Source organism: Ectothiorhodospira sp. 9100 (assembly GCF_022227565.1).
Classification (GTDB): Bacteria; Pseudomonadota; Gammaproteobacteria; order Ectothiorhodospirales; family Ectothiorhodospiraceae; genus Ectothiorhodospira; species Ectothiorhodospira marina.
The window spans coordinates 38222-63604 of the sequence record NZ_JAJNAN010000010.1 but is presented as its reverse complement, the minus strand read 5'-3'; the positions used below and the strand labels follow the sequence as shown (position 1 = coordinate 63604).

General features: G+C 61.8%; 25 protein-coding genes and 1 pseudogene. 12 read left to right on the top strand and 14 right to left on the bottom strand.

All coding sequences use genetic code 11. From position 1 onward, the window contains the following. The first annotated feature begins 204 nt into the window (after positions 1–204). Both LPW29_RS05145 and LPW29_RS05140 read left to right on the top strand, forming a co-directional pair. Complete coding sequence (locus tag LPW29_RS05145; RefSeq protein ID WP_238627144.1) at positions 205–2538, top strand: ATP-binding protein; 2334 nt, start codon at positions 205–207, stop codon at positions 2536–2538. Further along, positions 2531–3430 (top strand): diguanylate cyclase, encoded by a 900-nt coding sequence (locus LPW29_RS05140; protein ID WP_238627143.1) that lies wholly within the window; start codon positions 2531–2533, stop codon positions 3428–3430. Before LPW29_RS05145 ends, LPW29_RS05140 begins: the two co-directional genes overlap by 8 nt. A gap of 291 nt (positions 3431–3721) precedes the next feature. On the opposite strand, the gene pufB is transcribed toward LPW29_RS05140, so the two are convergent. From pufB to LPW29_RS05120, 4 genes are all read right to left on the bottom strand, one after another. Next, positions 3722–3862, bottom strand: a complete 141-nt coding sequence (gene pufB / locus LPW29_RS05135) for a light-harvesting antenna LH1, beta subunit (RefSeq protein WP_025280200.1) — start codon at positions 3860–3862, stop codon at positions 3722–3724. A gap of 49 nt (positions 3863–3911) precedes the next feature. Beyond that, positions 3912–4124, bottom strand: a complete 213-nt coding sequence (pufA, locus tag LPW29_RS05130) for a light-harvesting antenna LH1, alpha subunit (RefSeq protein WP_090251764.1) — start codon at positions 4122–4124, stop codon at positions 3912–3914. Positions 4125–4369: 245 nt separating this feature from the next. Continuing rightward, positions 4370–6022: an alpha/beta hydrolase gene (locus tag LPW29_RS05125; RefSeq protein WP_238627142.1), complete on the bottom strand. Its 1653-nt coding sequence runs from the start codon at positions 6020–6022 to the stop codon at positions 4370–4372. Between the two features lie 37 nt (positions 6023–6059). After that, positions 6060–7208, bottom strand: a complete 1149-nt coding sequence (locus tag LPW29_RS05120; protein WP_238627141.1) for an FAD-dependent oxidoreductase — start codon at positions 7206–7208, stop codon at positions 6060–6062. A gap of 177 nt (positions 7209–7385) precedes the next feature. Between LPW29_RS05120 and LPW29_RS05115 the strand changes: the two genes are divergently transcribed. From LPW29_RS05115 to LPW29_RS05105, 3 genes are all read left to right on the top strand, one after another. Next, on the top strand, positions 7386–8459 hold the full coding sequence (locus LPW29_RS05115; RefSeq protein ID WP_238627140.1) for an alkene reductase: 1074 nt from the start codon (positions 7386–7388) through the stop codon (positions 8457–8459). Positions 8460–8650: 191 nt separating this feature from the next. Then, the gene (locus tag LPW29_RS05110) at positions 8651–9685 is read left to right on the top strand and encodes an alkaline phosphatase family protein (protein ID WP_238627139.1); all 1035 of its coding nucleotides are present in this window, start codon (positions 8651–8653) and stop codon (positions 9683–9685) included. Between the two features lie 50 nt (positions 9686–9735). Beyond that, complete coding sequence (locus tag LPW29_RS05105; RefSeq protein WP_238627138.1) at positions 9736–10035, top strand: hypothetical protein; 300 nt, start codon at positions 9736–9738, stop codon at positions 10033–10035. 4 nt (positions 10036–10039) lie between these two features. Here the strand turns inward: LPW29_RS05105 and LPW29_RS05100 are convergent, their stop codons facing one another. The 3 genes from LPW29_RS05100 to LPW29_RS05090 are packed head-to-tail and all read right to left on the bottom strand — an operon-like array spanning position 10040 to position 12339. Further along, positions 10040–11320, bottom strand: a complete 1281-nt coding sequence (locus LPW29_RS05100; protein ID WP_238627137.1) for an ATP-binding protein — start codon at positions 11318–11320, stop codon at positions 10040–10042. Next, positions 11317–12003 (bottom strand): response regulator transcription factor, encoded by a 687-nt coding sequence (locus LPW29_RS05095; protein WP_090251752.1) that lies wholly within the window; start codon positions 12001–12003, stop codon positions 11317–11319. Before LPW29_RS05095 ends, LPW29_RS05100 begins: the two co-directional genes overlap by 4 nt. A gap of 3 nt (positions 12004–12006) precedes the next feature. Then, positions 12007–12339: a PepSY domain-containing protein gene (locus tag LPW29_RS05090; protein WP_090251748.1), complete on the bottom strand. Its 333-nt coding sequence runs from the start codon at positions 12337–12339 to the stop codon at positions 12007–12009. 245 nt (positions 12340–12584) lie between these two features. Here LPW29_RS05090 and LPW29_RS05085 point away from each other — a divergent pair, with 245 nt between their 5' ends. The 5 genes from LPW29_RS05085 (at position 12585) to LPW29_RS05065 (ending at position 15289) form a co-directional block, all read left to right on the top strand. Beyond that, positions 12585–12980, top strand: a complete 396-nt coding sequence (locus LPW29_RS05085) for a thioredoxin family protein (RefSeq protein WP_090251746.1) — start codon at positions 12585–12587, stop codon at positions 12978–12980. 8 nt (positions 12981–12988) lie between these two features. Next, the gene (locus LPW29_RS05080; protein ID WP_090251743.1) at positions 12989–13303 is read left to right on the top strand and encodes a DUF2288 domain-containing protein; all 315 of its coding nucleotides are present in this window, start codon (positions 12989–12991) and stop codon (positions 13301–13303) included. Positions 13304–13397: 94 nt separating this feature from the next. Then, entirely contained in the window at positions 13398–13787 is a 390-nt protein-coding gene (locus tag LPW29_RS05075; protein WP_090251741.1) for a DUF3775 domain-containing protein, read from the top strand. A 12-nt stretch (positions 13788–13799) separates the two neighbouring features. Further along, positions 13800–14303 carry a DinB family protein gene (locus tag LPW29_RS05070; protein WP_238627136.1) on the top strand — a complete coding sequence of 168 codons (504 nt, stop codon included), beginning with the start codon at positions 13800–13802 and terminating at the stop codon, positions 14301–14303. 20 nt (positions 14304–14323) lie between these two features. Then, positions 14324–15289 (top strand): succinylglutamate desuccinylase/aspartoacylase domain-containing protein, encoded by a 966-nt coding sequence (locus tag LPW29_RS05065; RefSeq protein ID WP_238627135.1) that lies wholly within the window; start codon positions 14324–14326, stop codon positions 15287–15289. Positions 15290–15298: 9 nt separating this feature from the next. Here the strand turns inward: LPW29_RS05065 and LPW29_RS05060 are convergent, their stop codons facing one another. Continuing rightward, the gene (locus tag LPW29_RS05060; protein ID WP_238627134.1) at positions 15299–15781 is read right to left on the bottom strand and encodes a F0F1 ATP synthase subunit epsilon; all 483 of its coding nucleotides are present in this window, start codon (positions 15779–15781) and stop codon (positions 15299–15301) included. After that, positions 15778–16512, bottom strand: a complete 735-nt coding sequence (locus LPW29_RS05055; RefSeq protein ID WP_238627133.1) for a cytidylate kinase-like family protein — start codon at positions 16510–16512, stop codon at positions 15778–15780. Before LPW29_RS05055 ends, LPW29_RS05060 begins: the two co-directional genes overlap by 4 nt. A gap of 45 nt (positions 16513–16557) precedes the next feature. Here LPW29_RS05055 and LPW29_RS05050 point away from each other — a divergent pair, with 45 nt between their 5' ends. Further along, positions 16558–18057: a putative nucleotidyltransferase substrate binding domain-containing protein gene (locus tag LPW29_RS05050; RefSeq protein WP_338018677.1), complete on the top strand. Its 1500-nt coding sequence runs from the start codon at positions 16558–16560 to the stop codon at positions 18055–18057. Positions 18058–18089: 32 nt separating this feature from the next. Further along, complete coding sequence (locus LPW29_RS05045) at positions 18090–19076, top strand: DUF1028 domain-containing protein (RefSeq protein WP_238627131.1); 987 nt, start codon at positions 18090–18092, stop codon at positions 19074–19076. Between the two features lie 120 nt (positions 19077–19196). Here the strand turns inward: LPW29_RS05045 and LPW29_RS05040 are convergent, their stop codons facing one another. The 5 genes and pseudogenes from LPW29_RS05040 to LPW29_RS05020 all read right to left on the bottom strand — a co-directional run bounded on the left by LPW29_RS05040 (position 19197) and on the right by LPW29_RS05020 (position 25370). After that, on the bottom strand, positions 19197–19661 hold the full coding sequence (locus LPW29_RS05040) for a phasin family protein (RefSeq protein ID WP_238627130.1): 465 nt from the start codon (positions 19659–19661) through the stop codon (positions 19197–19199). A gap of 358 nt (positions 19662–20019) precedes the next feature. Next, on the bottom strand, positions 20020–22059 hold the full coding sequence (locus LPW29_RS05035; protein WP_238627129.1) for a type VI secretion system Vgr family protein: 2040 nt from the start codon (positions 22057–22059) through the stop codon (positions 20020–20022). Continuing rightward, positions 22022–22939, bottom strand: coding sequence for a type VI secretion system baseplate subunit TssG (locus tag LPW29_RS05030; RefSeq protein ID WP_255705571.1), 918 nt, complete (start codon positions 22937–22939; stop codon positions 22022–22024). Before LPW29_RS05030 ends, LPW29_RS05035 begins: the two co-directional genes overlap by 38 nt. A 77-nt stretch (positions 22940–23016) precedes the next feature. Further along, a pseudogene (gene tssF / locus LPW29_RS05025) lies at positions 23017–24804 on the bottom strand (type VI secretion system baseplate subunit TssF). Between the two features lie 80 nt (positions 24805–24884). Further along, positions 24885–25370: an Hcp family type VI secretion system effector gene (locus LPW29_RS05020; protein WP_090251716.1), complete on the bottom strand. Its 486-nt coding sequence runs from the start codon at positions 25368–25370 to the stop codon at positions 24885–24887. Positions 25371–25383: the final 13 nt, after the last annotated feature.

The following is a 25383-nucleotide window of genomic DNA, read 5'->3' as shown; positions in this document are numbered from 1 at the left end:
ATGGCGCCACAGTGGGCGGAAGCGGGTTGCCAAGCTTAGCGAGTCCAACCTTCAGGGGCAATCATCCCGCTCGAATCCCGCCGGTTATCCTGCCACTTGCACCCCGGGTCGCCTTGATGGAACGCAACTGCTACGGTGAGGCTAGACTCAAAAGCAATCCCCGCGGTGACTCCCCAGCCGAGACACAGACAGGTGCACGGATCATTGAAACCCCATCGGGCACTCATTCCAGCCTTGTTCGAGCACAGCGCCAACGGCATGCTGCTGATCGCCGATGACCTGATCGTGGATTGCAATCAGGCGGCTGTGCAGATGCTGGGCTATCACGACCGCACGGATCTATTGAATCTGAGTCCGGCCCTGTTTTCCCCACCCACCCAGCCGGACGGACGGGACTCCCTGGAAAAGGCCCGCGAAATGAACGCCACCGCTGTGGCCCGGGGATCCCACCGCTTCGAATGGGTGCATCGGGCCCGTGGAGGTGAGAACACCTGGGTGGAAGTGCTGCTGACACGCATCCGGCACGAAGGAAAGGATCTGCTCCACGCGGTATGGAACCGCATCGATGATCGCAAGCAGGCCGAGGCGCATCTGCGCCGCCAGTTGCGGTTCGAGGAGATGGTGTCGGACATCTCCGCCCAATTCGTCAGTGCCGCGCAGGACGGAGTGGACGCTGCCATAGATGATGCCCTGGCCCGCATGGGCCGATTTTTCCGGGCCAGCCGTTCGTACGTGTTTCAGTTCAAGGAAGAAGGCACGCTCCTGAGTAACACGCACGAATGGTGCGCCGAAGGCGTGACCCCCCAGATTCAGCACCTGACCCACTTCCCGGCCTCGGAATCGCCCTGGTTCATTGCCCAACTGCGCCATGCCCGCTGTCTGCATCTGCCAGACGTCTCCGCTATCCCTGACGAGGCCGCCGGCGAACGTGAAATGCTTCAATCCCAGGACATCCGCTCCCTGCTCGCCCTGCCCCTGTTTAACGAGGAGACCCTGACCGGGTTCTGCGGGCTGGATATTGTGGATCGATCCTACACCTGGAGCGACAACGAGATTGGCCTGCTCAAGACCATCGTGCAGATCTTCGCCGGGGCTTTTGCCCGCCGGGAGGCAGAACGCACCCTGCGTGAAGCCAAGGAGGCCGCCGAGGCGGCCACACTGGCCAAAAGCCGTTTCCTGGCCAATATGAGCCACGAGATCCGGACCCCCATGAATGCCATCACCGGCATGGGACACCTGCTGGCCCAGACCGATCTTACCGATCAGCAAAGGGATTATCTGAGCAAGCTGAAGACATCAGCCGATAGCCTGCTGAGACTGCTCAACGACATCCTTGACCTGTCCAAGGTGGAGGCAAACCATGTGGAGCTGGAACGCACCCGGTTCGATCTCTCCACTGTGCTGGAGAATGTGATCACGGTCTTTACGTCCCGAGCCGAAAGTCAGGGGCTGGATCTGGCCGTTGTGTCCCCACCGGACATCCCCCGTCTGCTGATCGGCGACCCCCTGCGACTGGGTCAGATCCTCTCCAATCTGGTGGCCAATGCCATCAAGTTCACACCTCGGGGATATGTGCGCCTCTGCGTGGATCTGCTGGATGAAGACAACGACATGGCCCATTTGCGCTTTGCAGTCCGTGACTCCGGGATCGGGATCCCGGCGGATCAGCAAGCGCGACTGTTCAAGCCTTTCTCCCAGGCCGATGCCTCGACCACCCGTCGCTTTGGCGGCACCGGCCTGGGGTTGTCCATCTCACAGCACCTGACCCGGCTCATGGGGGGACAGATTCAATTGCGCAGCGAGATGAACAAGGGCAGCGAATTCTGGTTTGAATTGCAACTGACCAAGGCCGCTTCCCGTGGGGCTCAACCCGTTCAGGCAGCCTGCCCCCTGGGGTGCCTGGCGGGACGGGTATTGCTGGTGGAGGACAACCCCCTCAATCAGGAGGTGGCACAAGGACTTTTGACCCGCATGGGCCTGACCGTGAGCCTGGCAGACAATGGTGAACAGGCACTGCGTCAATTATCGGAATCCGTTTTCGAGCTGGTGCTGATGGACGTGCAAATGCCGGTACTGGATGGATACGAGACCACCCGGTGGGTGCGTGGTCAAAAGGCCCTGGATAGCCTGCCCATCATCGCCATGACAGCTCACGCCATGGGCGAGGACCGGCAACGACGCCTGTCCAGCGGCATGAACGATTTCATTGCCAAACCCATCAATCCGGCAACGCTGCACCGGGTGCTGGCGCGCTGGCTACCCAAGGCCGCGGGTACACACGCCGCCGAGGGCAGCCCCAAAACAGGGGATACCCTGGAGAAATCAGCCGCTGATCTGCTGCGAATGCTGGCCATGGAACTCCAGGCCTGCAGCCCCGACGCATCGGACCGGGTGGCGCAACTGCGGGAGATGGCATCACTCAAGGGGTCACCCATATTGGATCGGGTGGCCGACCTTGTGGAAGACTTTGAATTCGAGCAGGCCTCACAGGCCCTTGAGCCCCTGCTTACCGAGATACAAGGGGACATGAATGGATGAAAGACCCAGGGTGCTGGTGGTGGATGACAACCGCATGAACCTGCAGCTGCTGCACAACATTCTCAGTCAGCGTTATCAGGTCTGCGTGGCCATCAATGGCGAGCAGGCCCTGAAGCGCGCGGAAACCCTCCGACCCGGACTGATCCTGCTGGATATCAAGATGGAGGGCATGGATGGCTATGAAGTCTGCCGTCGCCTGGGCGAGCAGGAAACCACCCAGCATATCCCGGTCATTTTCGTCACCGCCAAGGATCAGCAGGAAGATGAACGCAAGGGCCTGGAACTGGGCGCGGTGGACTACATCACCAAGCCATTTCATCCGGCCATTGTCGAGGTGCGTGTCCGCAACCATCTGGAACTCAAGCGTCAGCGGGACACGCTGGCGCGCCTGTCCCGCATCGATGGCCTCACCGGCATCGCCAACCGACGACAATTCGATGATGTGCTGATGGAAGAATGGAATCACGCCAGCCGCACCGGCGGCTGCATCGGACTGATCCTGCTGGATATCGATCATTTCAAGCCCTTCAATGACCACTATGGCCACGTGGCGGGCGATGATGCCCTCAAGGTGGTGGCCCGGGTACTGAGCGATACCCTGCCACGCACCACGGACCTGGTGGCCCGCTACGGCGGAGAGGAATTCGTCTGTGTTCTGCCCGGCACCGATCTTGCGGGTGTATTGACCGTGGCCCGAAGGATTCAGGAAGCCGTTGTCGAGCGTGGTATTCCACATGCGGCCTCAAGCACGCATGCCAATCTTACGGTGAGCCTGGGCGTGGCCTCGGCGCAGCCGAAACCGGAGGAGAGGGATCCGGAAAAACTCATCAGCCTTGCCGATGAGGCCCTTTACAAGGCCAAGGCCTCGGGGCGCAATCAGGTGAGCGTCTAGGGGAATACGCAAAACGCCCGATCGCCATGCAGGCATCGATTCGAGCACATCGCGGGAAAATGTCGGGTTCAGTCGACGTATCGGGAGGGCGTCTGGAGAATCCGAGACAGGAGGGGGTTGCAATACCCGAGCATTTTAGTCAAACTCGGTATCAAGTCCTCTAAGAACGGTAGAGGAGCCTGATTCGCCGCCGATCCACTGGCCTCTGCAAAAGTCACAGTTGATCGTTGATGGGCGAATCAGTCACTCCTCTACCCGCACCGCCACTTCACTGAGGCAGCGGTTCAGACCTTAGTAGAAAGGTCTCCACAGGAACACCAGGAAGTGAGCAGCGGCAGCCAGCACCATGAACACGGTGAAGGTGGTCTTGAACTGTTCGTGGAATTCCTTGGCCTGTTCTTCGGTCAGACCGGAGATGCTGTTGTCATACATGATGATAATCCTCTAAATAAGTCGATGGGTGAGTGAGCGTTCCAGGCGCTTACTCAACAGCCTCTTCGATAATGCTTTCCGAAGACGCATCAAAGGTCAGCGGATTGTAGTTATCGTTGCTGTAGATGAAAGCGTGAACGGCCAGGGCCACGACCAGGACAGCCATCAGGATGGGCATCAGCCAAGTGCCGGGGTTCACCACCAGCCACAGCTTCCAGTCGTCTCTGGGGTTGCTCGGCTTGCTCGGTCTGTATTCGCTCATTTCACTAGTCCTCTTGGTTTGATCCGAACCTCGTGTAAGGCCCGGGAAATTGCACTCGCCACAACTACAAAAAACTTTTCTCGTCAACCCTGGCCCTGCTGTGTGACCGGGGGCTGCCGTTGGGGTGTAAGTCTACGAGGACGGGGGGGGATGTCAAGGCGACGCTACACGAGCAAGCTCAACTCTCCTGCAAGATTTCCAAAAGCTTGAGCCAGGTCAACAGTACGGACCACCGATGCCCGTTTTCAGTCGGTGAATAACGCCCGCAAACGCCGGATGTCGGACTCACTCCATCCCGCCGGTTCGGTCAGCGTGCGCCAGGCGTCGATGTATTCGCTCGCCGAGAAGGCATGCCCGTATCCGGCAGGCGTCGAGCCGCCCGCCACCGCCATATCCGCCGCCAGCTGCAATGCCGTGACAATGGGATACCAGCGCAGATCCGGGGACACATCCGGTCCGCGGGGCTCGCGCATCCATTCCGGTTCCTGGTAGAAGATCTCCGGGCTGAAGAAGGTGATGGGATCGCTGGCATGCTGCATATAGGCGATACGGAACGCGCCCCAGGCCCCGTCATGCCGATCCAGCCCCTGGCGCTGATTCATGAACCGCACCACTTCGCCGTCGCGGAAAGTGGGCAGCCAGGCCGGTGTACCGGGATCTCGCTCACGGGTGGTCTTGCCCCAGGTCTCGCTGCGAAACGGCGGGCCACTCCACAGGGCACCATGGAAAGGATCCTGAATCACATCGTAGATATCGAAGGCGCGGTCCGAGTTGAGCGCTCCCAGGCTCAGGCCATGGAGATACAACCGGGGTCGCTCGTCGGCCGGCAGGCCCGACCAGTGTCCATACACCTTTTCGAACAGGGATCGAGCCATCTCGGCCCCGTACTCGCCCTCCACCATCAGTGACAGTGCGCTGGGCAAATAGGAGTACTGCGCCGCGACCGTGGCGATATCCCCCCGGTGCAGATACTCGACTGGATTCAGCGCGGCAGGGTCCACCCACCCTGTCCCCGTGGGCGTCACCAGCAACAGGACGGAGCGCTCGAAGGCGTTGACCCGCTTGAGTTCCTTCAAGGCCAGGCTGGCCCGCTCCTCGGCTGTCTCGGCGGCATTCAGCCCCACGTAGAGGCGAATGGGTTCACGCGTAGGCTCACCCAGGAAATCACTCAATTCTTCTTCGGTCGGTCCGGAAGAAACGAAATTGCGGCCCTGGCGTCCCAGATCGCGCCAGTCCACGTAGGACTCCCTGCTTCCGGCCTTGAGGGGATCCCTTGGCCGGGTCTGTTCCTCCTCGACAAGGGCGTCCACCTGTTGATACGAATTGTCGGCGGTACGCAGGGCCAGGGAGAAGATCACGCCGTCGATCACCGACCAGAACAGGGCGGCGGCGACCAGCACACCCAGGACATTGGAGACATGCTGGGGGACATAGCGCCCCAGCCAATGCGATAGAAAGCGAAAGGTGTGCTTGAACAACCTGGCCAGCGTCAACAGGATCACGAACACCACCAGGGTCATCAGGCCCACGCTCACCGGCTGCACACCTCCGGCCTCTTCCATGTCCATGAGGGCCCGCAGGGCGTTCTGCCACTCCCCTGCCTGCCAGAGGAAGGTCACCGCCACCACTGCACAGATCACGGTAGCCAGGATCTTGATCACCCTGTCCACTCGCGGCCCGGGCACCGGCAGTCCCACGTAGGACCACAGCCAGCGACCAATGAAACCCACGGCGTAACCGGTGGTGAAGGACAATCCTGAGATCAGCCCCTGAACCAGAAAAGGACGGGGTACCAGACTGGGGGTGAGCGAGAAGGCAAAGAACAGCGTCCCCACCAACAGACCGACAACAGAGAACTGGCGCCACCACAGGGCCAGTCGATTGGTATACACAGCCATAAAAGCCAAACCCAAAAAAAATCGTGCACCGAGGAGTCTACAGGATCGTGGGAAGCTGCCGGCTCAGTGCCTGATGATCGCGAGTGGCCTCCTGACCGGTGAGGGCAAAACCCAACAGCCTGCCCTGATCGTCATGGAACAGGGCCTTGACCCCTTCCCCGACCTCGTCCACCGACCACCGTCCCTTGGCGCTTGGAGAGACCGGCGAGACCATCACCGGGTGGCTCGGGGTCTTCACCCGCACCGGCATCGCCGGATAGGACACCGCGGTGGGCTCACCCGCCAGGGTACGACCCAGAGCGGGCGCCGCCCGCAGGATGGGCATCACGTAGGGCAGTACCTGCCCCTCCACCTCGGCACAATCGCCCAGGGCATGGACCCCGTCCACTGATGTCGTCAGGTAACGATCCACCACGATACCCCGGTTCACCTCCAGGCCCGCCGCTTCGGCCAGAGCCGTGCGCGGGCGCAACCCGATGGCGGAGAGAACAACACCAGCCCGCACCTGGCCGCCATTCTTCAGGTGTAGACAATAGCCCTCGCCCTCGCGATCGATCCGGGTGACCACCGTTTCCAGGTGAAAATGAATGCCAGAAGATTCCAGTCCCCGTTGTAACGCACGACCCGCGGCTTCCGGTACCAATCGGCCCAGGGGATAGGCATCCGGACCGATTACCTCCACAGAACGCCCGCTGCCGGCCATATCATCGGCAAACTCACAGCCGATCAAGCCTGGACCGATCAACGCAACCCGGTCAATGCCCTGGAGCGCCTCCCGGAAACGGGCGTAATCTGCCAGGGAATTCACGGTCATGATGTCGCTGGCCCCATCGCCTTCATAGGTGAACTCGATCGGACTGGCCCCAATGGCCAATACCAGACGATCAAAAGCCAGAGATTCACCCGATTCAAGGCACACCTGGCGGGCCCCGGTATCCAGGGACGCGACCGTGGCCCGGGTGCGGATCCGCGCATCCAGTTCCCGCCCCATGGCCTCCGCCGACTGCTGTACCAAGGCGTCGGCGGTCTTGCCCTGGCTCAGGGCATTGGAGAGCATCGGCTTGGTGTAGTAAGCACCATCATCCAGCGTGACAAGGGTCAGCGGCGTGGATGCATCATGCTTGCGAAGTTCCCGTGCCACGGTGTAACCGGCCAGACCGGTACCCAGAATGAGAATGCCTGCCATGGTGATCCCTTGCGTGGGTGGGTGGAGGCTCATGATAGCCCCTTCCCCCCATCTCGAGCACGTGGGTCGTGGACTTGCCGTTCCGGGCGGAGTGCATGCCACGCCGACGAATCCTGCTAGACTTCCGATCTGGATTTCATCCCCGAGTGATCAACCCCATCCTGGCAGGAAGGCATCATGCCCAAGAAAGACATCGATCTGTTTTCCCGACTGTATGCTGGCGCCCTGGATCTGAAAAACCGCATCGTCATGGCCCCCATGACCCGCTCACGGGCGGAAGATGACGGTATGCCAACGGAATTGATGGCGGAGTACTATGCCCAGCGCGCGGGAGCGGGCCTGATCATCAGTGAGGGCACCTGGCCTTGCCCCATGGGCAAGGGCTATATCCGCACGCCCGGTATCTACACCGAAGAACAGGTGGACGCCTGGGGCAGGGTCACCGAGGCAGTCCACGCTGCCGGCGGCTCCATCGTGATGCAATTGATGCATGCCGGACGCATCTCCGATCCCTCGTTCCTGCCCGATGGCGCCACACCGGTATCCGCCTCGGCGGTACGCCCCAAGGGCCAGTCCTACACCGCAGAAGGTCTCAAGCCGCACATCACGCCCCGGGCGCTGGAAGTGGACGAGATCGAGGAAATCGTCGAGGACTATCGCATTGCCACCGCCATGGCCTTTCAGGCGGGATTTGATGGGGTGGAATTGCATGCAGCCTCCGGTTATTTACCGGAACAATTCCTGTGTTCAAGCACCAATCAGCGTACCGACGATTATGGTGGCAGCGTCGAGAACCGGGCCCGCTTCATCCTGGAGTTGCTGGACGCCATGACCTCCGTGCGCAGCGGCGACTACATCGGCATCAAGATCGCACCGGAGATGGGTTTCAATGATCTTCATGATGACAACCCTCAGGAAACCTATGGTTATCTGGTGGATCAACTGGGAGATTTCCGGCTGGCCTACCTGCACGTGGCCCTGTTCGGCACCGAGGTGGACTACCACAGCCTGCTCAAACCGCGGTTCCGCGGCGATGCCTACCTGGTCGGCGGCGGCCTCACCCGGGAGAGCGGCGAGGCCCTGATCCAGTCGGGGCTTGCGGATGCCGCCGTCTATGGCACACCCTTCATTGCCAACCCCGATCTGCCTGAGCGGTTCCGGCGCAACGCACCGCTGGCTGAAGCGGACAAGGACACATTCTATGCGCCCGGCCCCAAGGGTTACGTGGACTATCCGAAGAGGGATGAGTAAACCAGGACAATGGGCGTGACGCCCCCGCCCGGGGGCGTTAACATCCGCTGATGTCCTCCGCTCATCGCGACCTTCCCTCACCGCCCGACTATCAGGGTGGCAGTCTTGCCAACCTGATGAGTTCCCTCATCATCGGGCTGGGTGGAACGCCCTCACCCTTACCCCCGCTCCGCCTCCTCCCCCCCCATGAAGTGTCAGCCCACCGGCACGTGGTCCTGGTGGTGGTGGATGGCCTGGGCGATGAGTTCCTCAAGAGCCAGCCGGCGCCCTTTCTGAATGCGCATCGCCAGGGGGCCATTCATTCCGTGTTTCCCACCACCACCGCCACCGGCGTGACCACGGTGCTGACCGGCGATGCGCCGGCCCAGCATGGATTGAGCGGCTGGTATGTGCATTTCCGGGAACTGGGTGCCGTACTGGCAGTGCTGCCGGGCATTCCCCGTCATGGGGGTGTCGGCTATGACCGGGTGACCTTCGACCTCAAGGGAATCCTCAAACACCAGGCCATCTTCGATCGCATCCCCGGGGCCAGCGCCATGGCAGCACCGGAAAAGATCGCGCGAACGCCCTACAACAGGCTCCACCTGGGCAAGGCCGGCCTGCTGCCCTTCAAGCGCCTTGAAGACATGGTGGAGCGGGTGAACAAGGCGATCCGCGGCCGCACCGGGGCCCGTTATGTGTATGCCTACTGGTCGGAACTGGACGCCCTGGGCCACCAATACGGCCCGGACTCATCCCGGACACGGGATCACCTGGCACGGGTGGACCAGGCCCTGTCCACACTGGCGGAACGCCTGGCGGGCACCGATACCCTGCTGGTGGTCACCGCTGACCATGGCATGGTGGACGTCCGCCAGCGCCTGGACCTCAGCGTCCACCCCCAGATCAGCCGTTGTCTGGCCCTGCCCCTGTGCGGCGAGCCTCGGGTGGCGTGGGCCTATGTGCGCCAGGGTTATCACGATATCTTCCGACAACGCGTCGAGGCAGAACTGGGCCATGCCTGCACCCTGCTGCCCAGCCGCCAGTTGCTGGAACAAGGCTGGTTCGGCCCTGGGGAACCCCACCCGGAGCTGGAGGCCCGCATTGGCGACTATGCGCTGCTGATGCATCCTGGCTGGATCATCCACGACCGCATTCCGGGGCAGAACCCTCATGACATGGTGGGCGTGCACGGCGGGCTTGATCCCCGGGAAATACACATTCCCCTGGCCCGAACAGCGTGTTGAAACGAGCGTGTTATCATGAGGCGCTCACCCATATGGAACAGGACACCGCCATGAAAGACGCCCACACCCTGTTCGACAGCGCCGCCAGCCAGACAGTGGAACTGGCCAACACCCTCACCGACAAGGACCCCCAGGCCGACCTGTGGGAGATTGCCGACGGCATGCTGGCCGGCGCAGTGCATTACTGGCTGTACACCCGCCAGCCCTGCGGCGACCCCCGCTGCGAGGAATGCGCGGCCATCAGTACCGCCGAAGAGCGCCTGGCCCAGTTGCTCAAGGATCTGGAACAGTACGCCCGGGAAAGCGACTACTTCCACTCCCCCACCGATCTCAATGTGGGTCGCGCCTGAACCGTCAGCCAGGCAGACAGACCACCAGCGCTGCCCCACCCAGCGCCGAATCCTCCACCAATAGGTCACCCCCATAGGCCGTGACAATCTCGCTGACCACCGCAAGACCAATGCCCTGCCCGGGCACCCCTTCATCCAGCCGCCCCCCTCGCGCCAGGATGGCCGGCACCCGATCGGCGGGGATGCCCGGGCCATCATCCTCCACGCGGATCTCGAGCATTCGCCCCCGGTGGCCAGCCACGGCCCTCACCTGGTGGCGAGAGAACTTCCAGGCATTGTCCAGGAGGTTGCCCAACACCTCCATGAGATCCCCCTCATTACCCCGAAAGTGACTGCCGGGCTGCACCTGCATGGAATACTCCACCTCCTTGCCCCGATAGACCTTGTTCAAGGTGTCCGCCAGACGCCGCATGACCGGGGCCACATCCAGCGGCGCCGCCAGGGCGCTGCGCCCTGAAGTGGCAGCCCGCTGCAGTTGATAGGCAACAATCCGATCCATCCGCTCCAGTTGTTCCAGCGCCTGCCGGCTGTCGGTATCGGCCCGCTGCTCCAGGCTGCCACGCAATACCGCCAGCGGCGTCTTGAGACTGTGGGCCAGGTCAGCCAGACCATCCCGGTAACGGGCCAACTGGGCACGTTCCTGCTGAATAAGCGTGTTGAGGTTGTCGGTGAGGGGCTGGAGTTCCACCGGATAGCGGCCGGTGATCTGGCCCTGATCGCCCTGCTCCATGGCCCGTAGCTCGCGGGCCACCCGGCGCAACGGGATCAACCCTAGATACAGGGCCAGAGACTGGGCCGCCAGCAGCAGCACCGCCAGGACCGCCATCCACCCCCACAGGCTGCGGCGGTATTCACTCAACTGGGCATCAAGACCGGTGCGGTCCTCCACCAGTGTGAAGGTGAGCGGCACCAGCCCCTCCGCGGTCTCCCAGTCCACGGTCATGCGGGCCGTGAACGGGCGCGAATCCCGGCTCTCCACCGGTAACCCCAGGGCCGAGGGCGAGCGCCACAGGATATGCCCCCGGGCATCGGTGATGCGGGCATGAAGACCGGATTCCGGCAGGGTAAGACGCGCCTCCGGGAGGCGCTCGGGGACACTGATATCGCCATTGGCGTTCACCTCCACCGCCCCCATGAGCAGGAAGAGCTGTGCCTGCAGGCGCTCCTCCACCGCGTGGGTGGCGCTGTCACGGAAGGCGCGCTCCAGGGCCAGGGCGGTAAGCCCGGCAAAAACCGCCACAACGAGGGCAGCAATCAGGCCCACGCGCAGTGTGAGGGAATTCATGCGCGGTCGACAGGCGAAAGGGTCAGGCGATAACCCCGACCCCGCAGGGTCTCGATGGGGGTATGGCGGCCATCCGGATCCAGCTTGCGTCGCAGGCGACCAATGAGCACCTCCAGCACATTGCTGTCCCGGTCCTCGTCATGGGGATAGAGATAATCGGTGAGGGCCTGCTTGGACAGCACCTGCCCGGAGTGTCGAGCCAGATGCTCCAGTAGACGGTATTCAAAGGTGGTGAGGATCACGGCATCGCCCTCCATGGAGACCTGCTGGGCATGGGTATCCAGCACCAGCGGCCCCAGGGTGAGACAGCCGTCGGTGCTGCCCACAGCCCGGCGGGCCAGGGCCTTGAGACGGGCCACCAGTTCCTCCATGTGGAAGGGCTTCACCAGGTAATCATCGGCGCCCGCCTCGAGCCCCTGTACCTTTTCCTGCCACTGACCGCGGGCGGTAAGGATGAGAATGGGCAGCCGTCTCCCCTGAGCCCGGGCGCGGCGGATGACCTCCAGACCTGGCAACTCCGGCAGTCCCAGGTCCACCACGGCCACATCGGCCGGATATTCCATTAACTGGTAGAGACCGTCCCGGCCGTCGCTGCTAGTGTCCACCATCCAGCCCTCACCCTCAAGACGCTGGCGAAGCTGTGCCAGCAAGGAGGGTTCATCCTCGATGACCACCACACGCATGGCCTACTGCCATTCTCCCGTCGCCACATCCACCAGGATGTGCCGCACCCGCTGCTCCTCGATCAGCACCCGGATGCGATGCACCCGCCGCCCCTCATGCTCCTGGGTCTCGGCGGACAGCACCCGCCCCCCCGTCTGCTCTTGGACTTGGGCCACCGCCTCGTCCAGGCTGATGGTATCGTTCTGCGCCACCATCAGGGTATCGCTGTCGTTGCAGCCCGCACCGGCAGAGGCCGTGCTGGCCTGCACTCCCCCCCAGGCCACCAGGCACACACAGAGCATGCCGAAAACCGGAGTGACCTTGCCAGGCAGCGAATGGGGGATGCGGTGGATCATGACCCTGAGTTTACCAGTACCCGGACGAAAGGGGCATCAACCGGTCTCGGCCGGGTCAGTGATGATGTGGGTAGTGCAGTAACGATGGCATGGCGAAGTTCTCCCATGACGAAAGGTCTGTGGCACCATATTCCTCAAGCTTGATCGGCCACCGGTCCACGGGTTTCCATGGCCCTTTATAAGCCCGCCGTGCTGAACACCGGCTGAACCCGGTGACCCTCAACACCCCAATCAGGACCCTTCCCATGGATTCCACTGCCTGGATCATCATCACCCTCATCGTGCTGTTCGTATTGGGACAGTTCGCCTTCCTGTACCGCTCCAAGGGCATGCAGGGACGTATTGCACCCGACATGAGCGACCTGCTCAGCGAAGCCCAAAAGGCGCAACCCCGGCTGATATTCTATTTCCACAGCCCCCGCTGTGGCATGTGCAGGCAGGTCGCGCCGATTCTGAAGCCCTTGATGGAAGAGCACTTCAATATCATCGAGGTCGATGTGAGCAAGCGCCCCGATGTGGCCCGACGCTTCAAGGTGATGGGCACCCCCACCCTGATGCGGGTTCAGGAGGGCCGGATCGAAAAGGTGCTGATGGGGGCCAAGGACGAGAAAACCATTCGAGACTTTGTGGAGGCCCAGTGAGCCAACCCATGCAACCCGAAACCCCGCAAACCCGCACCCCGCAGGAAATCCGCAAACTGCTGGAACCCGAGAAGGGTCCCATCACCTGGCCGGAGCTACAGCCGCATTTTGCCCGCGGCGTGGTGCTGCATGTCGCCAAGGAACTGCCCCTGCTGGATGCCGCCGTTCACCTGGTACAGGATGACAAGCATCGTGTGGAGGACCTGCTCACCCGGGGGCTGCTGGCGCGCGCTGAGGTGGACCACGCCAAGGACTGGGAAGCACGCAAACCTCGCTTCGAAGCAGTGGTGGTCGCTCCCTGGGTGTTGGTGCGGGAGATGTGACGCGCACCGTGGGGGCCGCAGCCGAGGTCCCCCATGCGACAGCCTACGTGATCCGTTATCATCCTCGGTTAACACGTCATCAGGGGAAACACCCATGTTGCAGATCAGCCCGAACCTGGTGTGCTGGTTCATCAGTCATGCCAGGGAGTTTCACGCCCAGGAAGACGTGATGCTGCCCGAGGAACCGGATCATCAGACCGATGCCTGGATCGATGAGGCCCTGGAAGAACACGCCGACAACGCTGTGTATCTGGACCTCAAGAACGCGGTGGAGGAATTGGAGCCCGAGCTTCAGGCCAATATGGTGGCCCTCATGTGGCTGGGTCGTGGCGACTATAGTGACGATGAGTGGGATCTGGCCCTGGAAGAGGCCAAGTCCAACTGGACCCCACGCACTGCTGACTACCTGCTGGCCACACCCATGGGTGCCGACTACCTGGCCGAGGGCCTGGCCATGCTGGGCCACACCTGCGAAGACGACTGATCCGGAAGCCCGATGGACGTTCTCTATTCCCTGCGACTTCAGGCCCGTTACAGCCGCTGGGCCCACGCCCAACTGCTGGGACACTGCGACACCCTGCAGGATGATGTGCGCAAGACCGAGTGGTTTGGCACCCAGGGATCGATACACGGTATCTTCAATCAGATGCTGCTTCAGGATCGTATCTGGCTGGGGCGCATGCTGAGCAAACCCTACGTTTACCGTTCCTCGGATCAGGTGCTGTACACCGAGTACGGCCTGTTGCGTGCCGAGCGCATGCGCACGGACAGCGAGATCATGAATTTCGTCCAGAGTCTGGCCTACCCCAACCTGGACAAGCAGATCACCTTCACCCTGGATCACACATCCCGGGAGTGCACACTGGCGCTGGGGGAGTGTCTACTCAACCTGCTGCATCGCCAATCCACCCAGCGGGGACAGATTGTGGCCCTGCTGGAACAGTCGGACGTGGACCTGGTGCTCCTGGACATGATGGCCATGCCGGGCATCGCCGATTGATCCCCCCGAGACCCGATCCCATGACACAGCCCACCTCCCTGAAATCCATCACCTACCATGGTCTGGCAGCCGGCCCCCGTCTCATCGTTCTGGGTGCCGTGCACGGTAACGAGACCTGTGGCACCCAGGCCATCCACCGGATCATGCAGGAACTGGATGCCGGGGAGCGGGATCTGGCCCGGGGCACCCTCACCTGCGTGCCCATTACCAACCCCCTGGCCTGGCAACTGGAACAGCGCAACGGCGAACGCAATCTGAACCGTAATTTTCGCCTCACCGACACGCCCGAGGACTTCGAGGACCGCATTGCCAATCGCCTGGGGCCCTTGCTCCAGGCCCATGATGTGCTGCTGGACCTGCACTCATTCCATACCGGTGGCGAGCCCTTCGTGATGCTGGGCCCGCGCAACAATGACTCCGAGCTGGAACGATTCCGGCAGGCTGAGGCAGAACAGGCCCTGGCCTGCTGCCTGGGAGCACGCCGCATGGTGGAAGGCTGGCTGGATACCTACGCCCAGGGTGTGGCCAGGCGTCTGCGCAATCCCAACGCCAGCCTGCGGGCCCAGATGCTCAGCACTGACCCCAGCTATGGCATCGGCACCACCGAATTCATGCGAGCCCACGGGGGTTATGCCGTCACCCTGGAATGCGGACAGCACGATGACCCCAACGCACCGGAGGTGGCCTACCAGGCCATGATCAATACCCTGGCTCACCTGCAGCTGCTGGACCTGCCCGCCCCCACGCCCCGTCAGGATGTGGAAGTTCTGCGGCTGGTGGAAGTCATTGACCGGGATCACCCGGAAGACCGCTTCACAAGGGCCTGGGGAAGTTTTGATCCCATCCGTGCCGGCGAGGCGATCGGTCACCGGCACACAGGCGAGGCGATCCTTGCACCCAGTGATGGTTTCATCGTCTTCCCCAACCCCAATGCCCTGCCGGGCAATGAGTGGTTCTACCGGGCACAGATCAGTGACCGCTTCTGATTGAGGGGGTCATTCCGTCCCCCTCGCCGAACGCCCGTTTTTTCTGTTTTTCTGCCGCAGCCGGTCCAGTACCTTAAGCTGCGCCACAGCGCGCAGGAACTCTGCCTGGGCAGCGTCCCGGTCGGTGAACAGTACGCTCTCGCGCATGATCTCCTCGGCGTCGCGCTTGGCCTCCAGCGCGGCCTGCTCATCGATCTCATTGCTGCGCAGGGCCGTATCCGCCAGCACGATCACCCGGTGCGGCTGAATCTCCAGCATCCCACCGGAGATGTATAGCAGGTCTTCCTCGGCGTGCCCTGAGGGCAGGTACCGCACCACGCCGGGAACGATGTGCGTGAGCAGCGCCGAGTGGCCCGGGAAAATCCCCAGTTCCCCATTGGTGCCCGTCAGGCAGACCTTGTGTACAGGACCACTGAAAAATGAAGACTCGGCACTGACGATCTCCAGATCCATGGTGGCCGTTAACGGAAGGGAATGCTCTCTCACTGTCACACGTGTCTCCTGCCCTTACTCTTGCTCATATCGGCACCGCGTATCGGCTGCGCCGGGATCTGGATGCCCGCGTCCATCATGGCCTCGAGAATCAAATCCGTCACCTTGTCCCAGTCATGGAGCTTGTCGGTATTGATCACCAGATCAAACTGATGAAAATCATTGATGCGCCGTTGCACCATATTCCAAAGGAATTGTTCACGCTGATGGTTGATGGTCTCCACCTTTTCCCGGGCCTCGGCTTCGGGCAGGTCCTCGGCCAGGGCCACGCGCACGGCGCAATGTCTGGGAGAGCCGGCAATGCGCACCCGGAAGGCACCGCGATCCCGCAGGAAGATATGTGCACCCCGACCGACGATGACTCCGCCCTTGGGGCTGATGGCCAGCAGGACATCCACTAGGGCCCGCCGGTAGTTGGTAAGAAAATAGGCATCTCCGGAGAGCACGGAATACACCCAGGTGCTCTTCCAAGCGGACACCTTCTCGTCCAGTTCCCGCAGCAGATTGCGGTCCTGCTCAGCGTGCTTGGCCACGCGGTCCAGTAGTTCCTCATCAAGGAAATCCACCCGCAACCGCTCGGCCAAAAGACGCGCCACCTGCTCTCCCCCCGCACCATAATCCCGGGAGACAGCCACCAGGGGCGGTGCGTTTGCATCACGATCCCGACGGGGATTGGTGTCCCTCGACTGGGTACGAATGTAACGCTGTATCAGTTCGTTGACGTCGCGCATGTACCACCTTCGGCCTTGTCCGGGGTTTCATGGTACAACGTTCGCATGCTGACAACGAATACCCCCCAGCCCCAGCCGGCTGCAAAAGGATCCGATACCCCTATGCAAGATGAGGTTCCCTACTTCCGTCCCGTTCATCAAATCTGCCAGCGACAGGTGGTGACCTGCCAGCCGGGCGAAAACCTCGTTGATGTGGTAAAAACAATGAGGGATAAGAATATATCCAGCGTGGTGGTCTGCGATGAGGGGGGCGCCCCCATCGGCATCGTCACCGACCGGGATCTGCGTAACAAGGTGGTTCCCTCGGACAGGGCACCCGGGTCGTTTCTGGTTCAGGACGTGATGAACAGCCCGCTGACCACCATTGGCGAACATGATGTGCTATATGAGGCGCTCTACCGCATGTCCAGCCAGGGTATCCACCGGCTGGTGGTGGTGGACTCGGAGGGGGCCCTCAACGGCATCATCACCGACACGGATATTCTGCGCATGCAAAGCCATTCCCCACATCAACTGGTCAGGGACATCGAACGGACGCACAGTATCGAAGACCTCAGCGTCCTGCACACCCGCATCCAGGATCTGGTGGTACATTTGAGCGGAACCACCACGCCGGTGCGCGACATGGTCAAGCTGATCGCCAATCTCAATGATCAGATCCTGTTGCGTCTGGTGAATCTGGTCAGGAAGGAGCAATTCCCCCAGCTTTCCGGAGGTTTCGCCTTCGTGGTCATGGGCAGCGAGGGGCGTTGCGAACAGACCCTGTCCACCGATCAGGACAATGCCATCCTCTATTCCGATGATCTGGACGAGGAGCAGGTCCGTGAGATCGAGGCCTTCTCCCAGACCCTCATTGATCAGCTCATCAGCATCGGCGTGCCCCCGTGCCCCGGTGGCATCATGGCCAAGAACCCGGCCTGGCGGCACAGCCATTCCGAATGGCTCAAGGAACTGGACCGCTGGCTGCTCACGCCAAGTCCGCAGAACATCCCCAATGCCAGCATGTTTACCGATATCCGCACCCTGCACGGGGATTCATCCCTGGAGAAGCAACTCAAGCAGCATATCTACAAGCGACTGGCCGAGAGCAAATTGTTCCTCATGCGCATGGCCGAGAACATGCTGCGCTTTCAGCCCCCACTGGGTTGGCGCGGCAAGATCAAGACCGGTGCCCAGGGTGCCGGGCGGGGTCAGGTGGATCTCAAAAAAGGGGGAATTTTCGCCCTCACCGACGGCATCAAGGCCCTCGCCCTGGAGGCCGGTGCACTGGATGGCGGTACCCACCAGCGACTCCAGATGCTGGTACGCAAAGGGGTGCTGGCCAAGGATCAGGCCGGCGACCTTGAGGAGAGCTTCGACTTTCTGGTGCTCATGCGCCTGCGCGGTCAGGTGCGGGACATCGAGAAGGGACGCACACCTGGCAATACCGTGATGCTCGACGAGCTCAGTCAGATGGAACAAGGCAAATTGCGCATTGCCTTCGAGGATGTGACCAAGTTTCAGCGTTTCATCAGCAGCCACTTCAACCTGGGACTGCTGCGCTAGCCCCTTCAGGAACCTGTCACAAGGGATCGACCATGCCGTGCGCCAGCCATCCGCCGCCACCGGGCCCACCGGTGGCCACTTACTCGATTGTCGCGCGGGATCCAGAGTCGGGGCGGATGGGCGTGGCGGTACAATCACACCATTTTGCTGTGGGCAGCGTGGCCCCCTTTGCCCGGGCTGGCGTGGGAGCGGGGACCATCCAGTCATTCGCACGCCTGATCTATGGCAGCGAGGGCCTGCGCCTGATGCGAGACGGTTCCAGCGCGGGGGATGCCCTGCGCCGCCTGCTAGCCCGGGATCACCACATGGATTACCGACAGGCCGCCATGGTGGATATCGAGGGCAACGCCGCCGCCCACACGGGCCAGTTGTGCATTGACCAAGCGGGTCACCGTCTTGGCGATGGGTATGTCTGCCTGGGCAATATGCTGCTCAGGGAAGACGCCTGGGAGGCCATGGGAAACGCCTTCGAGACGGCATGCGGAGAGTTGCACCACCGGATGCTGGCCGCCCTAGAGGCTGCACAGAATCATGGCGGCGATCTGCGTGGCCGGCGTTCAGCAGCGATGATCGTGGTCAATGCCAAGGCCACCGGCGATCCAGCGCAGGATACCCTGCTGGATCTGCGGGTGGAGGACCATGGCAGCCCCATCAAGGAGTTGCGACGTCTGATCACCCTCTGGGAGGCCTATGATCACAATACCCAGGGGGGACATCACCTTCGGCATGGCGAATACGATCAGGCCATCGAGTCCTTCAAGCGTGCCGAGGACCTGGCCCCAGAAGAGGGGGAACTGGTGTTCTGGCGCGGGGTGGCCATGATCAATGCAGGTTATCTGGAGGAGGCCTGCCCCCTGTTCCGGTCCCTGTTCAAGGCCTCGGATCACTGGGCGTTGCTACTGATACGGGTGGCACGTAACCGCTTTCTGCCTCACGAACCGGAGATGTTGCGAACACTGATCCCCGCAGAGTTCCGGGAAGAGCCGGAGGTGGCCGAAGCGCTTGAGCCCAACGATTAAGCCATTCACACCATGAGCTTTGGCCTGGGGCTCGAAGGCCCTCGCGGCCGAGGGCACGAACACCTTTATCCCAATGGGAAAAGGGCGCGTGCCTCCCGGTCTGACCAGACTACGACCGCTTTACTTCTTCTTTTCAGAGATTTCCTTCAGCTCCTTCAGGCTCTCACGGAAACGTTCATCCAGCTTCTCCATGGAAGACTCCTGAGCGGCGCGCATGCTCTCGCTGATCTCTCGCATATTGGCACTCATGCGCTCGTACATGGCGCCGATCAGTTCCACCTGATGACCGGGCAGATCGCCAGCCTCGGCCTTGGATAGCTTCTCGGTGTTCTTGCTGACCTCCTCCATGGCCTCCTTGACCAGTTCCGACTGACGCTTCATCAGCGCCTCGGTGCTCTCGAACAGGGTTCGATTGGCGGCCACCATGGCCTCCACATTCTTGCGCTGGGCCTCCATCAGCGCCTTGGTGTCCATCTGCGGCATCTGATACTGCTTCAGCATCTGGTTCATCTGTTCCATGTAACGGTTCGGATCGAACAGTTTCATCATATCCGACATATCGAAGGGGTTTTTCTGTTCTGCCATGTGTCCTGACTCCTTATCGGGGATGGGTGAGGCGCTGCAAGCGCCTTGGTGAACTCATCCTCTGAGGGTAGTCGAAAACCGCCGCTCATACACCCTCTCCCTGCTGCGGGCTTGGGGGTAAGGTTGTGGATAAAACCTGCAGTCACGGTGGATAAAACAGGGTTGCCAAGTTATCCACATTTCACTCACACGCTGTCCTTGAATTACCCCAACGGTACCGCACAGGATTAAATATTTATAAATAATTGATAATAAAGAAATTTAAAAGGTTTATCCCACATCAACCGCTCCCCTTATTATTATTATTGGAAGTTATTTAAAGAATTTGTAATAAAGCGCCAAAAAAAATCTGGCTGACTCACCCCCCGTTCTGCACGATTCCGTCCCCCTGTACCCTGATGGTGTCGGCCTCGATGCGTACCTCACGCCCCTGGATGGTCAACTCCCCCTGGGACGTGAGACGGATACCGGCATTGGCATGACCGATATGAATATCCCCTGACCGACTTTGCAGTGTGATCCGTCCGCTCGCTGACATGCCCAGACGCCCCCTCGCCACATGGCACTCCAGATCCCCCTGTCGGACCTGCACCCGCATGCCATGACCCGCCTGCAGATCCATGGCACCCTGGCTTTGTTGCCGCAGATCTCCCTGCTCCGCCTGCAGATGAAGATTCCCACCCGCCTGAACCCGCAGGTCCTCTCCAGAAGTCAGATGCACGGACCCTTCACGCGTGTCCAGGGAAGCCGAACCCTGCACCATCACCCGCTGATCCTTGCCCACTTCCACGATCTGATCACCACCACTGTGAAGGGATAAGGACTGCCCCGCTTGCCAGAGCATGCGACCATCGTCCGCGTGCAGGGCCAGGTGAGGATCCTCCGGTGTGGCATCCATGAGCAGACGCAACCCGTGGTCCCGGGTGCTCAGGCTCATGCGAGGGCCCCGAGGCTGATCATCCATGAGCAATTCGCTGCCCCCATGGGTTCGCAACAGGTTCTGGTAACGGTTGTGGGCAGTGACGGGGCTGGGGTGCTCCGCATTGGGCAGGGCGCCCAGGATAACGGGGCGGTGTGGATCGTTGTTCTCGAAGGCCACCAGCACCTCGGTGCCCGCATGCAGGGGAAAGTGGAAGCCGAAGTTGTCGCCCGCATGGGGTGTCAGCAGGCGCACCGGATGGCTGGCCTGTCCGGGAGCATGCGCGCGAGTGTCGAAATCAAAGCGGATTCGGTAACGCCCCTGGGCATCCAGATGCACCGGTTCGCCCTCGGGCCCGTCAATGCGGGCAACGAAACGGGCGCCACTGCGGTGGGTTAACACCGGTGGGCGATAGGCCTGTGTCGACGGAATGAGTTCCAACTGGACACGAAACGCGGGCACCGAGGCATGGTTGCCACCCGGCAGGCTTGAGGCCTGCTCACCGCTGAGTTCCATGGCAGTGATGGTATATGCCTGATTGAATGGGGAGTAAGGGTGACCGGTGAGGTGAATGCGCTGCCCTGGACTCAGGCCTCGGTGCCCCGTCCAGGCCGAGAAGCTGAATCGTTGGGTGTCCAGGGCCTCGGCGCGCAGGCGGGCCAGATGCTCTCCCTGGCCAGGGGTGCGAAAACCGGCGCCCCAGTGATCCTCAACACCCGCCGAGAGCGGTGAGCCAGTGTGTTGGGCCTTGAGCGAAACTTCAGGGTGGTCGGGGCAGTGGTCTCTCAGCTGCACCTGTCCGGGCACCAAGCGGGCACGGGGCTCCAGCCGGTAGATGATATCCACAGGGGCATGCTGGCCACTGAGAGGATGAAACGGCAATCGCTCTACGGGCGCCTCAGGCAGGTCACGGACATCATCGTGGATCACCAGGGTTGCCCCCTGCCTGGATTGCTCAAAGCGGTAGAACAGGCCGTGAAAGGCCATCAGGCGCGTGATGAAGGCCAGGTCGTCCTCTTCCACCTGGACGATCAGGTCTTCCACTGGATCATCACCGCGACAGGCCACTCGCCATTGGGCCGGTGTCCAGCCGTGCCCTCGCAGCACCTCTTCGACCACGGCCAACACTCCCATGCCGGGAAAAACACGGTTTTGACGGTTTCGGGCCAGGGGCGCCAGGGGGGATTCCAGGCGGATGCGCTGGATCACTCCCTGGTCAGTTGACCCCGGGGCCTGATCCAGCCCTGTGATCAGGCCATGGATGCAAGGCGCGGATCTCCCTCGATCCAGGCTCAGACAGGCCGCCTGCCCCAGGATCTCGGCGGCCATCCAAGGGTGTTCGCTCAAGCAGCGGATATCCAGGCAATAGGCGCGACACAGGGCAAGATCCCTGCTATTGAAATCCAGCACCGTGAGGGGTCCGTTATGCCGCCCCTGGAGGTCAAGATGCAGACGCGGCGGATGTGTCATGGTTTTCATGGGTATGGATTCCCTGAGCTGGGGTCATGAAGGTGCTATCCGGCCAGCTGTGAGTGATCGGCGAAACGGGCCGCTTGCGTATCCACAGGGTATCCATGCCCAGAATGGGTCCGCGTCGACCCAATCGAGGCAATGGTCGGGATATGTGTTCCAGAGTGAGCACGAAACGGTGATCGCCACCCACCCCCCTGTGGATATCAGTGGCCAGGGCCTGACCGGGATGTTGGCCGGGTGACAGGGAACGAGCCTGATCCATCGGCAGTGGCCCGATGATGATGTTGACGGGTCCGCTGCGGTCCGGTACCCGTTCGCTTAGATGGGTGTCCAGTCCCAACTGATTTCCCGGTGAGCTTCCCAGGCATGTGGGAGGCGAGAGAGGGACCCATTGAGGCTGGAACTGGGCGATCCGCACGCGGGTGGGCATATCGGGGCACCATCGTCCCAGCCACCGACTGATCCGCGCCACCAGGGCATCCACGCTGGGTTCGGCGGTGATCCCCCCCATGAGGGGGGCGACCGTCCCTTGTGGAAAACCCTGGCCACTCAGGGCCGCCAGGTAAGTCCGTAGGGGATGATGGTCGCACCCATCAGTCAGGGTCGGACGGGCTCGCTGCCATGCCCGGTAATGCAGGTGGGCCTGTCGGTTTCCGGGTATGTCCAGGAATCCCCTCAGCATCCGGGCCTCCAGGCCATCCCCTTGAGCAGCCTCGCGCAGGGCTACGGGTAGATGGCCCTCCACCCCGTACAGGCCTGGGAAGGTTGCGCGCAGGTGTACCCGGTTCTGGGTGTCCGGGAGGCGCTTCACCCCGGCGGAGGGAAATGACATTCCGGGGTCCGGTGAGAGAGTGAGTGTGTCTTCTTGGTGAAGATGACAGCGCATGCGCTCCCATAGGCCATCTCCCTCGAGGTTTTCGGTCGGGCACCGTAGGGAGATCCTGCCGAATCGCCGTGGAGCGTTCATGGCGTATCCCCCAAGGCTGCCATGGTATTGGCAACAACGTTCGGTATCCGAACGCTTCCCGGTGTTAGTCGCCCAGCCGGGCGATGCTCCAGATGCAGGCGAATGAAGCTGTTGAGCCCTGCGTAATGGTTGAGGAAGCGCTCCAGCACCATGGCGAACAACACACGATCCGCCTCGCTGGGAAAATGATCCTCGTCCACCTGCAAGCGGGCATCCAGGCCGTGGAGTACAGCTCCGCGCACCATGCGGTTGCAGGGTGTGACCCTGAGTTCGCCCAGACCCTGGAGTCTGCTCTGGTTTGACGGGTCGCCACTTCGATCGATGACTTGCAACACTCGCTGCAGAGCGGTGGCCGACATCAGCCCCTGCCGACGCAGGCATGCCAGTGACACCAGATCCCATCGCCATCCCGTCCGATCTGTGGGTGGATAATGCGGCGTGGGGCGGATGAGGTGGCTGATCTTGACGGTGTCCGGAATATCCTTGACGCCATGGGCTGGGGTGCCGGGTCTCAGGTGACGGTGTGGAAGGTCTCCGTTATGGACCAACAGATGGCATGACAGGGTTTACCGGGATAGCGCCTGGGCCGGATCCAGTTCCAGCCAGGTCTGCCAGGTGCGATCGGGGCCGGGTCTTGGTATTGCCTGATAAAGCGGGTGTCCGCGATCCATCTCATGGGTCAGCGCCGGGCGATACACTCGTCGTTGGGCGTTGGTGCTGTCGATCCCAATGATCTGTTGCACCCGATGGGTGTGGATGGATTGTCGCGCTCGAGCATCGGCCAACACCGGATAGCGTGAGCGCCCGGGCTCCCTGGGGATGGGTTCTGCGGTGTGTTCGAACAGATTGATTGCCGGAATGCAGTGCAGACGCAGGCTGTGACCGGTCAGAGGGATGGATGCAGGCAGATGCACATCCAATTGCAGGTGCAGGGTGAACCTGTGGACGCCCCGGGGAAGGGGGTCCTGGGCACCGGGATATAAACGGATGAAGCGGAAGGCCTCCGGAAAATGCAGGTAGTCCTGGAGCAGGTGAAGCCCCGCTTGGGATGCATCGACCCATGGCACCATGGGGGCCTGCCAGGGTCGGAGACCGTCATCGACGACCCTTGAGTCCCCGAGGGAGCGTTCCCACTGCCCTTCTACCGAGAGGATCAGGTCACGGGTATGGTGACGGATGGCATGGACCAGGTCCGCGCCGCCACGCGGGTCGGCTGCATAGAGATCCAGATGGTCAGGCAGGATCGTGGGAGCACCTCGCGGGTCAAGCACTTCAAGATGCAGAGACAGGCGTGTACCAGCAGGGGTGTCCTGAGCCTCGACATTCGTCAGCTCCAGTGGGTGAAGGGGCAGTTCAGTGACGGTGCGAAAGCGGCACCGGGTGGACTCATGGCCTACCGGATCACTCTCCACCAGCGCCCCGGCTGGCACTGTCTGTGCCGTGCCGCCCCGCAGTCGATGCTGGAAAGCAAGCACGGTGCAGGACGGATAGGCACTCATGGCGCCGGGCCATAGCTGTTCCAGCAGAGCCCCGGCAATCTCCGGGAGATCGTCATCCAGGCGGCGGCTGATATCGGCATGGACGTGGGCGACACCCTGCAGGAGAGTTTCCATGACGGGTTCGGGGTTTTCCGGTGTATCCAGCCCCAGCTGCCGGCCCGGCTCGGGGAAATCCTCTGCGAAGTGTCGGGCGGCACGATCCAGATGCAGGCGTTCGCGCAGCCATGCCTCGTCCTGAGCTTGGGGGAAGGTCTCGGGTCGGTGAAGATATTGCAGGATATCCATGGGGCCTCTCTTCCTTGATGAACGGCTGGCACCCCCACCCCTCTCCCACCAGGAGAGAGGGGTTGTGGAGCAAGGTTTCACTAACGCCCTTCGACCCAGGAATCCTGGAACTCGATGTTGCCGTCCACGTAGGTCCAGGTGATGCGCCCGTAGCGCAGGGAGACCTCCTCCAGGTGGGGATAGCGTTCCTTGTCCAGGTCCTTCACGTTGTGCATCGTGGGTTTCACCGAGGTGACCTTCACGTCCTCCAGGCGATGACGGAAGTATTCCCGTTCACTGCCGCTGTCATCGATACGGAACCAGCTGATCACCACTTCCGAGAGGGTCTGGCCATTGCTGCAGGCCTTGTAGAGATAGGGCGAGACCTTGTCGAAGGTCTTCACGAAGCGCAGGGGCTCGTGCTTGCGAGTACCGGTGAGACTGCCGGTGTCGGAATCCGTGGGGATGCGGATCTGGTGCTCCAGCTGCAGCACCTCCACGGAGTTGCGCCGGCCGGTGATCTGCACCGGCCCCTCCACAGGGGCGCCCTGGTCATCACGGATACTCAGGTAGGCGGGTACGGCCATGTCATGCTCTCCT